Origin of the sequence: Vibrio sp. 99-8-1, from assembly GCF_013114595.1 — a bacterium.
Taxonomy (GTDB): Bacteria; Pseudomonadota; Gammaproteobacteria; order Enterobacterales; family Vibrionaceae; genus Vibrio.
In genome coordinates this window covers 135,364-148,724 of the sequence record NZ_VTXE01000007.1, presented here as the reverse complement: position 1 = coordinate 148,724, position 13,361 = coordinate 135,364, and the positions used below count along the sequence as shown (strand labels likewise).

Annotated in this window: 12 protein-coding genes; 6 read left to right on the top strand and 6 right to left on the bottom strand. The window is 42.6% G+C overall.

Translation table 11 applies throughout. The annotated features are described in order from the left end of the window. Positions 1-241: 241 nt before the first annotated feature. Positions 242-673, top strand: coding sequence for an HIT domain-containing protein (locus F0227_RS05565; protein WP_171752188.1), 432 nt, complete (start codon positions 242-244; stop codon positions 671-673). 107 nt (positions 674-780) lie between these two features. Here the strand turns inward: F0227_RS05565 and F0227_RS05560 are convergent, their stop codons facing one another. From F0227_RS05560 to znuA, 4 genes are all read right to left on the bottom strand, one after another. Continuing rightward, the gene (locus F0227_RS05560) at positions 781-1,011 is read right to left on the bottom strand and encodes a FeoC-like transcriptional regulator (RefSeq protein ID WP_171752187.1); all 231 of its coding nucleotides are present in this window, start codon (positions 1,009-1,011) and stop codon (positions 781-783) included. Beyond that, positions 1,008-3,284 (bottom strand): Fe(2+) transporter permease subunit FeoB, encoded by a 2,277-nt coding sequence (feoB, locus tag F0227_RS05555; RefSeq protein ID WP_171752186.1) that lies wholly within the window; start codon positions 3,282-3,284, stop codon positions 1,008-1,010. Before feoB ends, F0227_RS05560 begins: the two co-directional genes overlap by 4 nt. A gap of 2 nt (positions 3,285-3,286) precedes the next feature. Further along, entirely contained in the window at positions 3,287-3,511 is a 225-nt protein-coding gene (locus F0227_RS05550; RefSeq protein ID WP_171752196.1) for a FeoA family protein, read from the bottom strand. A 192-nt stretch (positions 3,512-3,703) separates the two neighbouring features. Next, a complete protein-coding gene (znuA, locus tag F0227_RS05545; RefSeq protein ID WP_171752185.1) occupies positions 3,704-4,621 on the bottom strand; it encodes a zinc ABC transporter substrate-binding protein ZnuA in 918 nt (305 codons plus the stop codon). Between the two features lie 114 nt (positions 4,622-4,735). On the opposite strand from znuA, the gene znuC reads away from it, so the two are divergent. The 4 genes from znuC to F0227_RS05525 all read left to right on the top strand — a co-directional run bounded on the left by znuC (position 4,736) and on the right by F0227_RS05525 (position 7,767). Beyond that, a complete protein-coding gene (gene znuC, locus F0227_RS05540; RefSeq protein WP_171752184.1) occupies positions 4,736-5,518 on the top strand; it encodes a zinc ABC transporter ATP-binding protein ZnuC in 783 nt (260 codons plus the stop codon). Continuing rightward, positions 5,511-6,296 carry a zinc ABC transporter permease subunit ZnuB gene (gene znuB, locus F0227_RS05535; protein ID WP_171752183.1) on the top strand — a complete coding sequence of 262 codons (786 nt, stop codon included), beginning with the start codon at positions 5,511-5,513 and terminating at the stop codon, positions 6,294-6,296. Before znuC ends, znuB begins: the two co-directional genes overlap by 8 nt. Before the next feature lie 68 nt (positions 6,297-6,364). Next, positions 6,365-6,886 (top strand): VC2046/SO_2500 family protein, encoded by a 522-nt coding sequence (locus F0227_RS05530; protein WP_171752182.1) that lies wholly within the window; start codon positions 6,365-6,367, stop codon positions 6,884-6,886. Between the two features lie 200 nt (positions 6,887-7,086). Beyond that, positions 7,087-7,767, top strand: a complete 681-nt coding sequence (locus tag F0227_RS05525; protein ID WP_171752181.1) for an SDR family oxidoreductase — start codon at positions 7,087-7,089, stop codon at positions 7,765-7,767. A gap of 150 nt (positions 7,768-7,917) precedes the next feature. On the opposite strand, the gene adhE is transcribed toward F0227_RS05525, so the two are convergent. Then, positions 7,918-10,590, bottom strand: coding sequence for a bifunctional acetaldehyde-CoA/alcohol dehydrogenase (gene adhE, locus F0227_RS05520; RefSeq protein WP_171752180.1), 2,673 nt, complete (start codon positions 10,588-10,590; stop codon positions 7,918-7,920). A gap of 583 nt (positions 10,591-11,173) precedes the next feature. Here adhE and F0227_RS05515 point away from each other — a divergent pair. Next, on the top strand, positions 11,174-12,019 hold the full coding sequence (locus F0227_RS05515) for an ion transporter (protein ID WP_171752179.1): 846 nt from the start codon (positions 11,174-11,176) through the stop codon (positions 12,017-12,019). A 110-nt stretch (positions 12,020-12,129) separates the two neighbouring features. Here F0227_RS05515 and asd read toward each other — a convergent pair whose 3' ends face one another. Beyond that, positions 12,130-13,242 (bottom strand): aspartate-semialdehyde dehydrogenase, encoded by a 1,113-nt coding sequence (asd, locus tag F0227_RS05510; protein WP_171752195.1) that lies wholly within the window; start codon positions 13,240-13,242, stop codon positions 12,130-12,132. Positions 13,243-13,361 lie beyond the last annotated feature (119 nt).

Below are 13,361 nucleotides of genomic sequence, written 5' to 3'. Positions count from 1 at the left end.
GAGTTTTATTGGCTCCAGCTCTGTGTTACTGATTCTTGCCGTAGAATGACTATGCCTTCAAATCAGTGCCTTGATCAGCAGCCAATAAATTCTCGCTGAACAAGTACCTTGAGGTCACTTGAGTATATTCACTGCAACACTTTCTTTAATCAATAAAAACGACCTTTGTGGCACGAGTGCGTTTACTTGATGGCTTAATTGACTAAAATAGATCCAATTTCCAACGCTAGGGACAAAGCCGGTGAACTTTACTCTTCATCCACAACTCAAAAACGACACCACCCATCTGGGAGATTTTACCTTGTGTACTGTACTGCTCAGCCGAGATGACAGTGTGCCTTGGGTAATATTGGTACCGAAAATAGAGAACCTTCGAGAAATTCATCACCTTCCGATGGAGAAGCAACAACAACTTCTAATTGAGAGCCAACATATTAGCACTATGTTAGAGACACTGTTTATGCCTGATAAACTGAACCTCGGCGCTCTAGGTAATGTTGTCCCTCAACTTCATATCCACCATGTCGCGAGATTTATATCAGACCTAGCATGGCCGGGACCGATTTGGGGACAAGCTGCGGGAAAATACAGAGAGTCAGCCGTTCAACAACAGTTGGCAGATAAAATTATCGCAGAACTGAGTAAACAACGGCTGTTTACAGCGGCAGGCTAATCACAGTAACCAACCTGATAATTCAGATACTAACTGACTGAAATGAGCCACCATTAAAAAAAGCGCTTTCAATCGAAAGCGCTTTTTAGCTTAATTAGATAGGTAAACTATGAATACGTTGTTAGCTGTATATCGTCATGTTTAACAGGCCGATAGCGGACTCTTTTCACCTGATTATGTTTATCTAGATCAACCAGTCGCGATAGCTGACCTTTTTTAATCCACATCTCTAGCATGGCATCAACACCATCTTCTGATAGAGCAAAGTGCTGAGCTAGGTTCGACTGGGTCACGCAACCGTGTTCAAATATATACGCTTTCAGTTCAGAGAGTATCACGCTATCGCCACCTCGATTTTCATCGCCTTTTCACCTTTTCTCTTCAACATAATATAAGTTCCGATCCAAGTTGCGATAATAGCGACTATCCAAATGCCACTCACTGTTGGAGTCTCGGCAAAGTGCATCACATTATGATAGAAAGCCGCTCCGGTATACGCTAGTCCCATAGTCCATATGCCAATGAAGGCGGCAAACGGTCGACCAAACTCTTTTACATATGCCCCCATTGCAGCAACGCAAGGAGTATAAAGTAAGATGAAAATCAGATAAGCAAATGCAGCATGAGCAGAGACAAATTGAGATTTAAGGTTACCGAATATGCTCTGGTCAACACCCTGCTCTTCGGCAACGGCCGATGCATCTGTTAGGTCACCAACTTCAATGCCTAACGGGTCACTGTAGCTAAGCCCAACAAGATTATCTGAAATACTTGCCACGGCCTCTTCAAGGCTTGCAGCCAAGTCAAACTCTACTTCTTCTGACTCTGGGTTGGAATAGAGGCTATTTAATGTCCCGACAACCGCTTCTTTAGCAAAAATACCGGTAATAATACCTACCGTCGCAGGCCAGTTCTCTTGCTCAACCCCGATAGGTTCAAATATAGGTGTAACAACTTGTGCTGCTCTCGACAGTACCGATTTATCGCTATCTTCATTGCCAAAGGTGCCGTCTGTACCTAATGAGTTGAAGAAGCTTAATATTGTAACGACCACAACAATGGTTTTACCTGCACCCAATACAAAGCGTTTCAGTTTTTGCCAGGTTTTGATCAGCACATTCTGAATGGTTGGAATTTCATAATCGGGCATTTCCATTATTAACGCATCACTAGAACCCGGATAAAGCGTTTTCTTTAACACTAAACCCGTTAGTACGGCGGCTAAAATCCCCAATAAATAAAGCAAGAACACGATATTCTGTCCGCTATTTGGGAAAAATGCTGCAGCAAAAAGGGCATACACAGGTAAGCGGGCACCACAGGACATAAATGGAGCCATTGAAGCCGCTAGCTTTCTTTCTCGTTCTTGATCAAGAGTACGAGTCGCCATAATAGAAGGAACATTACAGCCAAAGCCAAGAACTAGTGGGACAAATGCTTTGCCCGGCAGGCCAATTTTTTGCATTACTTTATCAAGCACAAAAGCGGCTCTTGCCATATAACCAGAACTTTCCAGTACCGCCAAGAAAAGATAAAGACACGCAATAACCGGAATAAAAGTGGCGACCGTTTGAATACCACCACCAACACCATCGGCTAGTAATGTCGCTAGCCAGACCGGTAAATGGTCATCCAGTAAATAGTGCCCTCCATCCACCAGCAAAGCACCTACGCTGATATCAAAGAAGTCGATAAATGCACTACCGATGTTAATCGAGAACATAAACATCAAATACATAACAACAAAGAAGAAAGGAATACCCACCCACTTGTTTAGTATTACTTGGTCCGCTTTTTCGGTAAAGCTGCGACTGAGTTTACCTTCGGTTTTTCTTAGCTGTTTTAGCTGTTCATGCAAATAGGAGTATTTGGTATCCGCGATTTGCAGATCAATATCTATGGTCAGAGAAGCAATGGTTGAAGTTACTTGGTTTCTGCCCTCTTCTGCTAAGCCATTAATAACTAAAGCATCGTTCTCTAAAGCGCGTATCGCTAGAGCACGGCTAGATACCGCTTCATCATTCCATAGTCCACTCAGCGCAGCAATTGCACTCTCTAACTCGGTTCCATAGTCAAGCGAGTGGCTCGACATAGGAACACCCTGAACCACGGTTTTATGTAGACGAGCTTTAAATCTTGCTACCTGTTGAGAGTCGTTAGCCGAAAGGCTAAGTACTGGACAACCTAAAGCGTCTTCCAGTCCTTTAACATCAATAACCTGACGCTCACGCTTCAACGCATCCATTTTGTTCAATACAACAATCATCGGACGGCCAAGCTCTCTGAGCTGCAGTGTCATATAAAGACTACGCTCTAAGCAACTTGCGTCGACAACGTTAATGATTAAGTCTGCGGGGTGCGTAAGTACAGCTCGAGAAGCGATAGACTCATCGATGCTATTGGCATCATTGCCACTATCTAGCGCATAAATGCCGGGCAGATCAGTGAGACTAAATTTGTCTCCAGAGTGATAAAAACGACCGGTTTTCTTTTCAACAGTAACACCAACCCAGTTACCAACTTGCTGTTTAGCCCCTGTTAACGCATTAAATAGTGTTGTTTTACCACTGTTTGGATTACCAACAGTTAAAATATTATATTGCGTCTGCATGACTAAACCTCAACTTCAATTTCTAGCGCTATATTTTTACGTAAGGCTAAAGAGACCCCTCTCACTTCTACTTGAAGCGGATCTCCCATCGGCGCACGCCTAATTACACGAATCTGGGTTTGAGGCAGTAGACCCATTATCATTAGTTTTTTCTTTAAATCGGAAGAGAGCCCAGAAAACGCAGTCACCTTTGCGCTTTCACCGTCTTTAAGATCCGTCAGCTTCATCACTCGCCTCTACTTAATATTAATTCTGTAAATGATAACCATTATTATTACAGGAATGATATCAAGTTCAACTCTATTCAGGTTTGTTTTGAATCAAATTCCGTATTATAAATCGTTTTCATTTAGCTCTTTTCTAGCGAGTTAACAGAATCTATGCTGGTAAACGTCATATTTGGCTATAACAGCTTTAAACTAAGGGCTCTTGGCAGATAGGCAATCGATGTATTGTTGACTAAGAGTGTCTAGAAAAAGGACATATCCCCCGGATACAGCATCAATATCAGTCGCCAACGGATCCAGTTCACCAACAGCCACATCTGTTTCTCTGGTGACGGATTTAACAATAGAGGGTTTGAACTGAGGCTCGGTAAAGACACAACTGGCATGGCCAGATTTTAGTTCACTCTGAATTTGAATAAGCGTTTTTGCTCCCGGCTTTCTTTCTGGAGACAGGGTAAAGTAACCCACTTTATTAAGTCCAAACTGCTTTTCAAAGTAACCATAACCATCATGAAAAACAAAAAATCCAACCGACTGATATGGTGAAACTCGATGTTCGATATCCAGAACTTTATTATCAACGCTCGCGATAAATGAGGATAGATTTGCTTGATACAGTGCTGCGTTATCTGGGTCAAGTTGAACTAATTTCTCGGCAATAACCTTCGCAGACTGCTTCGCTTGCTTTGGCCCTAACCAAATATGCGGGTCACGCCCTTCGTCTCCATGATCATGCCCGTCATGCGAATCATGTCCATGGCTTGAATGCCCTTCTCCCTGATCTGAGTAGTAATGAAACGTAATGTTATCTGCATCAGAAAGAGCCAACGAATTATTCTGTTTCGCCATAACTTTAGGCAAAAAAGACTCCAACTCTGCCCCAAACCAAATGACTAAATCAGCTTGCATGACTTTTTTAACATCTGAGGGTTTTAATGCGTAATCATGGGGAGAAGCCGTCGAACTAATTAACAGTTCAGGTGTTGTTACCCCTTCCGTTATTTCTAAAGCTATCAGTTGTAGCGGTTTAATACTTGCAACAATATTCATTGCCGACGCCATAGGCGACACAAGCAGCATAGCAAGTAGACCACATACTATATGTTTCATTTATTACTCCAGTATTTATACTCGACCTAGAAATATGCATGACAAGGAAATGCAGTTTCCATCAGAAGTGAAATGTTATACTATAACAATTCACTTTGTAAATGAGATTTATTTATGCCGCAGTTAGTCAATATGTCTGACATTACTGTACGCTTTGTTGATAGAAATGTACTCAACGCCGTTAATCTGAAGATTAACCGTGGCGAAATCACCACAATTATAGGGCCAAATGGTGCAGGGAAATCGACCTTAATTAAAGTACTGATTGGTTTAGTAAAACCTACATCAGGAACCGTCAGCAAGAAGAGTTCACTCTCGATTGGTTATGTGCCGCAGAAACTCAAACTCAATGATACTCTCCCCCTTAATGTTGATCGCTTTTTACAACTTGCCGGTAAATATAGCCGCCAAGAAAGAGTCGATGCGCTACGTTTGGTTGGTGCAGAGCATCTGGTTAAAAATGATATGCACAGACTCTCAGGTGGAGAAAACCAGCGAGTGTTATTAGCCAGAGCGCTATTGTTGAGACCTGATTTACTGGTATTAGATGAACCCGCTCAAGGGGTAGATGTTCAAGGGCAGATAGAGCTCTATAACTTAGTTGATACCATTAGGCACCGTTTTCAATGTGCCGTGTTAATGATTTCTCATGATCTGCATTTGGTGATGGCTAAAACAGATAATGTTGTCTGTCTTAACCACCATATTTGCTGCTCTGGAAAACCCGATGCCATAGCTAAGCATCCCTCATATATCGAACTTTTTGGTCATCAGCACAACAACTCGCTGGCTTTTTATCATCATCAACATACAGGTCATCACGATCTCTCTGGTTATCCATCGGATAACGATGATTGCGATTGTTCTTCACACCAAGGTGACCATCATCATGATTGAGTTATTACTGCCAGCACTGCTTGCTGGATTAGGAATCGCATTAATTGCCGGGCCACTTGGATCTTTTGTAGTTTGGCGCCGAATGGCCTACTTTGGCGATACACTCGCCCATGCTTCGCTACTCGGTTTAGCCCTTGGCTTTTTGCTGGATATTAATATCTATCTCGCCCTTGTGCTGTGCTGTCTCGCCATTGCGGTCATCTTAGTTGCGCTGCAAAAACAGCAATCAGTCGGCACCGATACATTACTGGGCATATTGGCTCACAGCTCTCTTTCCCTTGGTTTAGTGGCGGTTAGCTTTCTTGACGATGTCCGTATCGATTTAATGAGCTACCTATTTGGCGACCTTCTCTCAGTCTCTATTCACGATATCTACTTTATTTATTTGGGGGTGTTTGCCATAGGTTTGATTCTCTACCTGTTCTGGCAACCGCTACTGTCATCATCGGTGAGTGAAGAACTTGCCGCAGTTGAAGGTATAAATATCTCTCTTATGCGTCTCATACTTATGCTTCTTGTGGGGACGGTTATTGCGGTCGGAATGAAGTTTGTCGGGGCACTGATCATCACGTCACTATTGATCATTCCCGCCGCCAGTGCGCGTAAATTTGCCACCACACCTGAGCAAATGGCCGCTCTAGCCTCACTATTTGGTTGCATAGCGGTCGTTGCTGGTATCGCGCTCTCTTGGCAGTTTGATACACCAACTGGGCCATCGGTTGTTGTCAGTGCCGCTGCGTTATTCATACTTAGTCAGTTTAAAAAAACAACCTCATAAAAAAACCATTTAAACATTAAAGCTCCTGTCATTAGTGCCGATACATAAGCATCAATACAGGAGCTTACATGCAACTTCAACAATCCGTCCCGACAGAGCTGCCAACATCAACAGCCATTAATGAGTTACATTTTGGTAACGACATTAATACCGCTGTTGAACAGAGCCGTCGTGCTGATTTTTCGTTGTTATTGGCTATGTTTTCAGAAGATGTAAGAGAAACAACGCCGATAGAGCAATTTGATACTGCTCCGTCAGAAGAGTCCGACCTCCGATCTCAGCTTGATGTTCCACAAGCCCGTCCTCTCGCATCCGATCAATCCAGTTACTCATCATCGGCAGAAATTGCCAAGCATTTCCATGCTGGCGGCATACAAAGTGCGCAGCTTCAAGCAGACCTGCGCCCAGACGCATTAGCCTACATTGCAGAAAACACACATGGCTTAGGTGAAGAGACCTATCGCAACCTCTCATTCCATGCAAAACGACAGCTTATCAATCAAACCACCGAGACATTAAAACCTGTCCATTTGTATCAAGATCTGGTGGTTGCCAACCGAAAAAATCAAATCCACAACGTCACTGCATAAACTTTAAGCTCATCGCCTCCCCTCAGCTTGGCTGCAACAGCAAGCCACTGATCTACAACAATTGTGAGTTACAGCAAAGGTTAACCATCTTATTGGTGCCAATTCGTTTTTTCATGATGGTTTTCACACCGTACGGTATTTATTTTTACCACTATCACATAGAAAGGAACACAACTTCATCATGATATAAGGCATCTGAAATGGACATCGGGACATCGGTTATCTTAATTACCTCAGCAGGCACAGTATTAGGAAGTACTCTGGCACACCATTTTTCTGCGCAAGGTGCCACGGTGATCGTCACAGACTCTGATAAATTTGCCCTTGAACAAACCATTAACCGCTGCAAAGATAATCCCGATAATCTTATCCTCTACCCTTTAGCAGACAGTTCATTTGAAAGCGTCAATAGCTTGTTTAGAAAAGTAGAATCTGATCTTGGTATCAGTATCGATGTCATAGTGAATTACTGGCCTAGTCAGCCATTCCCATCTTTGATTAGTCACACTAACCAACAAGAGTTGTCTAACACCATCAGTACCCTTGCAACACCGTTTTTCAGTATTGGACAAGCGGGTGCCGAACATATGCGCAGTAAGCAAACAAACGGCGTCATTATTAATGTTGTTACCTACGATCATGATCAAAACAAAGCGGGTATTGAAAACACCTCATCGATGATATCTGGCTTCACTAAGAGTTGGGCTAAAGAGTTGGACCCTTTCAACATACGCGTTGGCGGAGTGATCCCATCAATCTCAATCAGCAGTAAAGAAGAGGCCAATATTGAACACTGGGCACAGTTGCAAGATGAGTTAATTCGCAGTACAGAGTACATCGTCTCTAACGAATATTTTAATGGTCGTGTTATGGCAGCATGATACTGGCTTTATTTACCCACTAAGGCAGAGAAGCGAACAGAAAACAATTAACCAAAAAAAGCCCTGTATCTCTACAGGGCTTTGTTGTTTATAAAAATAAGAACTTTATAAAGGTAAACGTGCTAGCGAAAACCTCTCTTTAACGAACTCTTACTTCTTTTTCGCTGGCTTTTGGTCAGCTTTTTTCTTAATTACTGTTGTACCTTCAAATGTCTCACCTTCTACGTATGGCTTACCGTAGTATGCCGCAGAAAGAACAGCTTTCAGCTCAGAGATTAGAGGGTAACGAGGGTTCGCACCAGTACATTGGTCATCGAACGCTTCAACAGATAGATCATCTAGTTTCGCAAGGAAATCAGACTCAGCAACACCAGCTGCTTGGATAGATGCAGGGATGTCTAGATCTTGCTTCAATTCATCCAACCAAGATAGAAGACGTTCAATCTTCTGAGCAGTACGGTCACCAGCTTGGCTTAGGCCTAGGTGATCAGCAACTTCAGCATAACGACGACGTGCTTGTGGACGGTCGTATTGAGAGAATGCAGTCTGCTTAGTTGGGTTATCGTTCGCGTTGTAACGAACAACGTCTGCGATAAGTAGTGCGTTTGCTAGGCCGTGTGGAATGTGGAACTCTGCACCCACTTTGTGAGCCATTGAGTGACATACACCTAGGAATGCGTTAGCAAATGCAACACCAGCAATTGTCGCTGCGTTGTGTACTTTCTCACGAGCGATTGGGTCGTTTGCACCATTCGCATAGCTTGAAGGTAGGTACTCTTTAAGCATCTTAAGAGCTTGTAGAGCTTGGCCGTCTGAGTACTCATTGGCAAGAACAGAAACATAAGCTTCTAATGCGTGAGTTACCGCATCGTAACCACCAAATGCAGTTAGAGACTTAGGCATGTTCATTACTAGGTTAGCATCAACGATAGCCATGTTTGGCGTCAACTCGTAATCTGCTAGTGGGTACTTAGCACCTGTTTTGTCGTCAGTTACAACCGCGAATGGCGTTACTTCAGAACCAGTACCAGATGTAGTAGTCACACATACTAGCTCAGCTTTTTGACCCATTTTAGGGAACTTGTAGATACGTTTACGGATATCCATAAAGCGCATTGCTAGTTCTTCAAATGCTGTTTCTGGGTGCTCGTACATAACCCACATGATCTTAGCAGCATCCATTGGAGAACCACCACCCAACGCTAGAATAACGTCTGGTTGGAAGCTAGCCATTTGTGCAGCACCTTTCTCAACAACAGACAGTGTTGGATCCGCTTCTACATCAAAGAATGTTTGAACTTCCATTCCTTGAGCTTTAAGTAAGCTTACGATTTCGTCAGCATAACCGTTGTTAAATAGGAAACGGTCAGTTACTAGGAATGCGCGTTTCTTACCTTCTAAATCACCAAGCGCGATTGGAAGGCTACCACGACGGAAATAGATTGATTTAGGTAGTTTATGCCACAACATATTTTCAGCTCGCTTAGCAACAGTCTTCTTGTTGATTAAGTGTTTAGGACCTACGTTTTCAGAGATAGAGTTACCACCCCAAGAACCACAACCAAGCGTTAGAGAAGGCGCTACGTTGAAGTTGTAAAGGTCACCGATACCACCGTGAGTAGTAGGGATGTTCACCAAAATACGAGCTGTTTTCAGCTTGTCACCAAAGTAACGAATGCGATCAGCGTTTACGTCTTGGTTTGTGTATAGGCCAGATGTGTGACCGATACCACCGATTTCAACCATAGTAACAGCTTGGTCAACGGCATTTTCAAAAGAAGACGCACGGAACATACCAAGAGTCGGAGACAGTTTCTCGTGAGCGAACTCATCGTCGTAAGAAACTTCACCAAGACCTTCACCAACAAGGATCTTAGTATCAGCAGGAACTTTAACACCTGCCATTTCAGCGATAGCTGTTGCTGGCTGACCTACGATTTTCGCGTTTAGTGCGCCATCGATAAGCAGTACTTTACGTACTTTATCTGCTTCAGCTTTAGAAAGAACATAACCTTTGTGAGAAGCAAAACGCTCTTTCACTTCGTCATACACTTCATCCATAACGATAACTGCCTGCTCAGAAGCACACACAACACCGTTATCAAACGTTTTAGACATAAGAACAGAAGCAACGGCACGTTTAACGTCTGCTGTGTCATCAATAACAACAGGAACGTTACCAGCACCAACACCGATTGCAGGCTTACCAGAAGAGTAAGCGGCTTTAACCATGCCTGGACCACCAGTTGCAAGGATAAGAGCAATGCCATCGTGTTTCATTAATGCGTTAGAAAGCTCAACAGATGGTTGGTCAATCCAACCAATGATGTCTTTTGGCGCACCAGCTTCAACCGCTGCATCTAAAACCAGTTTAGCCGCATCGTTTGTTGAATTTTTAGCACGTGGGTGTGGCGAGAAGATAATACCGTTACGAGTCTTAAGAGAGATAAGAGACTTAAAGATAGCTGTAGATGTTGGGTTAGTTGTTGGAACAATACCACAGATGATACCTACAGGTTCAGCGATAGTCATTGTACCTAGGCTTTCGTCTTCATCTAGGATGCCACATGTTTTTTCATCTTTGTATTTGTTGTAAATAAACTCAGACGCAAAGTGGTTTTTGATAACCTTGTCTTCAACAATACCCATGCCAGATTCCGCTACTGCTTGTTGAGCAAGAGGAATACGAGCTTGGTTTGCTGCTAATGATGCTGCACGGAAAATTTTGTCAACTTGCTCTTGAGAGAAAGTTGCAAACTCTTCTTGTGCCGCTTTAACACGAGCAACAAGAGCGTCCAGTTCAGCCAAATTAGTTACAGGCATAATTGATCTCCAATAATTTAAAAATTTAAAAACTCTTTAGTAAGGCTATTGTTTTCTTACTTTGCCGACATTTTCACAGTTACGTCACATTTTGTAAGAAGGCTACATACTTAGTAAATTGCTTTCAGGACTGAGTATAATATTTCACACCACGAAAAATATTGACCCAGATCAGTTCTGAAAATTTATTTACCCCTAACGGGGTAAGCAATCGTTAAAATTAAGCATAACCAACTGTTTAATAACAACTTATATAGTTATCTCAATTAAACTCTTTTTAGTGATATCAGTAGTTTAATTTCTTGCCGAGATACTATTTATGTAAAAAAATTTCACTTTGAATAAAAAAGCTACAACGGAAAATGATTTTACGTGCTACAAGGAGTATATCTTTTGTTAGCAACTTCACCAATGAGTTTACGATTTTTTAGCGAAAGTGTGCTCTTAGTAACAACTTGAAACATTAATAATGAATATAGCCACTTTTCTATTGATATCCACCGAGGTTACCTCGTCTCACACTAACATCCCGTTGCTGATAAGGTTATGATAACGACGAAATAAAAAACGCGACGAAATAAAGATGAATAAAGACACCTTAAAACACAAAACTTATGTGGTTATTTTTGGCACGCACACCCCAGCCGGCAAAGCATTTGACCTACTTCTAATCACCGCTATCGTTGCTTCTTTAATTGTACTTTTGCTCGATTCTCTACCTAATATTTCTCAACAATGGAAGCCGTTACTGCGCTATCTTGAGTACAGTTTTACCCTACTTTTCACACTGGAATATTTAGTACGGATGTGGTGCTCACCGAAACCAAAAGCCTATGCCAAAAGCTTTTATGGCGTGGTCGATTTGCTCTCAATATTGCCAACTTATCTGACACTATTCTTCCCTACTGCCAGCTATATGGGAGTGATAAGACTGCTACGTGTCTTACGGATTTTTCGCATACTAAAACTTGTAAGATACTTACAAGATTCCAATATCTTGTTGCGTTCAATCCTGATGTCACGACGAAAAGTGTTTATTTTTTTCAGTGCAGTGGCCATTTTGGTTACCATTTTTGGCGCACTGATTTTTGTAGTAGAAGGGCCAGAGAATGGCTTTACCAGCATTCCACAAAGTGTCTACTGGGCAATAGTGACCATTACAACAGTGGGTTACGGCGATCTGGTTCCACAAACCGCACTAGGAAAAGCGATTGCATCTATCACCATGCTGTTTGGTTACTCTATTTTGGCAGTCCCCACCGGCATTATCACCGCCGAACTTAGTCAGGAAATGAAAGCTCATAAAAACTTAGTTAAATGCCCAAACTGCATGAAAAACGGTCATGAGTCTGACGCACTTCACTGTAAACATTGTGGCAGCCAATTAGCCGATCCAGATAGCCGTGTGGTTTCTGTAGAGGATGAATAGCGCACTGTTTTGTAGCGTGGCACAACTTAGTTAGTTTTCTGACCTAAAACAGCAGACAAAAAAAGAGCAACGAATTCGTTGCTCTTCTACATTTTGATTTGCTTAATTGATTACTTCTCTTGAAGGATAATTCGTAGAGTTCTGCGAAGTGGCTCTGCCGCGCCCCACAATAACTGGTCACCTACGGTGAACGCATTCAAGAAGTCATTACCCATGGTCATTTTACGTAGACGACCAACCGGCACAGACAACGTACCGGTAACCACTGCTGGGCTAAGCTGTTGAGCTGTGATATCTCTGTCATTTGGAATGACTTTTACCCACTCATTATGCGAAGCGATGATGTCTTCAATTTCATCCATTGGTACATCTTGCTTCAGCTTAATCGTCAGTGCTTGCGAGTGACAACGCATTGCACCAATCCGTACACATGTGCCATCAATAGGTACTGGAGTGTCTTGTAAACCAAGAATCTTGTTTGTTTCAACGGTGGCTTTCCACTCTTCTTTGCTTTGACCATTCTCACGCTTCACGTCGATCCAAGGGATAAGTGAACCTGCTAGCGGCACACCAAATTGATCGGTCGGGAAAGAAGATGAACGAAGGGTATCCGCCACTTTTCTGTCAATATCAAGTATTGAACTAGAAGGATCAGCCAGCTCGGAGCTCACTGAGTCATTAATCACACCCATTTGAGAGATGAGCTCGCGCATATTTTTTGCACCAGCACCAGAAGCTGCCTGATAAGTCATTGCGCTCATCCACTCGATTAACCCTTTTTCATAAAGGCCGCCTAACCCCATCAGCATCAAGCTTACGGTGCAGTTTCCTCCCACAAATGTGGTGGTTCCACCAGCAATACCTTGCTGAATTTGGCTAAGGTTAACAGGATCTAACGTTATGATTGCATCATCTTTCATGCGCAGTGTAGAAGCCGCATCAATCCAGTAGCCTTTCCAACCCGCTTGTTTTAATGCTGGGTACACTTTTTCAGTGTAGCTACCACCTTGGCAGGTAATAATGGCATCTAGCTGTTTTAAACTGTCGATATCATAAGCATCTTGCAACATACCGGCATCTTTACCAAGCTGAGGGGCAGGAATACCCACTTGAGATGTGCTGTAAAAAACAGGTTCAATATAGTCAAAATCTCGCTCTTCAACCATTCGTTGCATAAGTACAGAACCAACCATACCTCGCCAGCCAACTAAACCTACTCTCATCATTTGTAACGCTCCCTGTGAATTAAAATTTAACCCTTCCATCTTTAATGATTTATGCAGAAGAAAACAAGCTTTTTTTACCCCTTAACAATAAAAAAATCACTAACCCTATATTTTGA

Coding starts and splice junctions, on each gene's coding strand:
- F0227_RS05530 (WP_171752182.1), top strand. CDS start 6,365: ATGCAACTTCAACAATCCGTCCCGACAGAGCTGCCAACATCAACAGCC.
- asd (WP_171752195.1), bottom strand. CDS start 13,242: ATGAGAGTAGGTTTAGTTGGCTGGCGAGGTATGGTTGGTTCTGTACTT.
- znuA (WP_171752185.1), bottom strand. CDS start 4,621: ATGAAACATATAGTATGTGGTCTACTTGCTATGCTGCTTGTGTCGCCT.
- F0227_RS05525 (WP_171752181.1), top strand. CDS start 7,087: ATGGACATCGGGACATCGGTTATCTTAATTACCTCAGCAGGCACAGTA.
- F0227_RS05550 (WP_171752196.1), bottom strand. CDS start 3,511: ATGAAGCTGACGGATCTTAAAGACGGTGAAAGCGCAAAGGTGACTGCG.
- F0227_RS05515 (WP_171752179.1), top strand. CDS start 11,174: ATGAATAAAGACACCTTAAAACACAAAACTTATGTGGTTATTTTTGGC.
- feoB (WP_171752186.1), bottom strand. CDS start 3,284: ATGCAGACGCAATATAATATTTTAACTGTTGGTAATCCAAACAGTGGT.
- znuB (WP_171752183.1), top strand. CDS start 5,511: ATGATTGAGTTATTACTGCCAGCACTGCTTGCTGGATTAGGAATCGCA.
- znuC (WP_171752184.1), top strand. CDS start 4,736: ATGCCGCAGTTAGTCAATATGTCTGACATTACTGTACGCTTTGTTGAT.
- adhE (WP_171752180.1), bottom strand. CDS start 10,590: ATGCCTGTAACTAATTTGGCTGAACTGGACGCTCTTGTTGCTCGTGTT.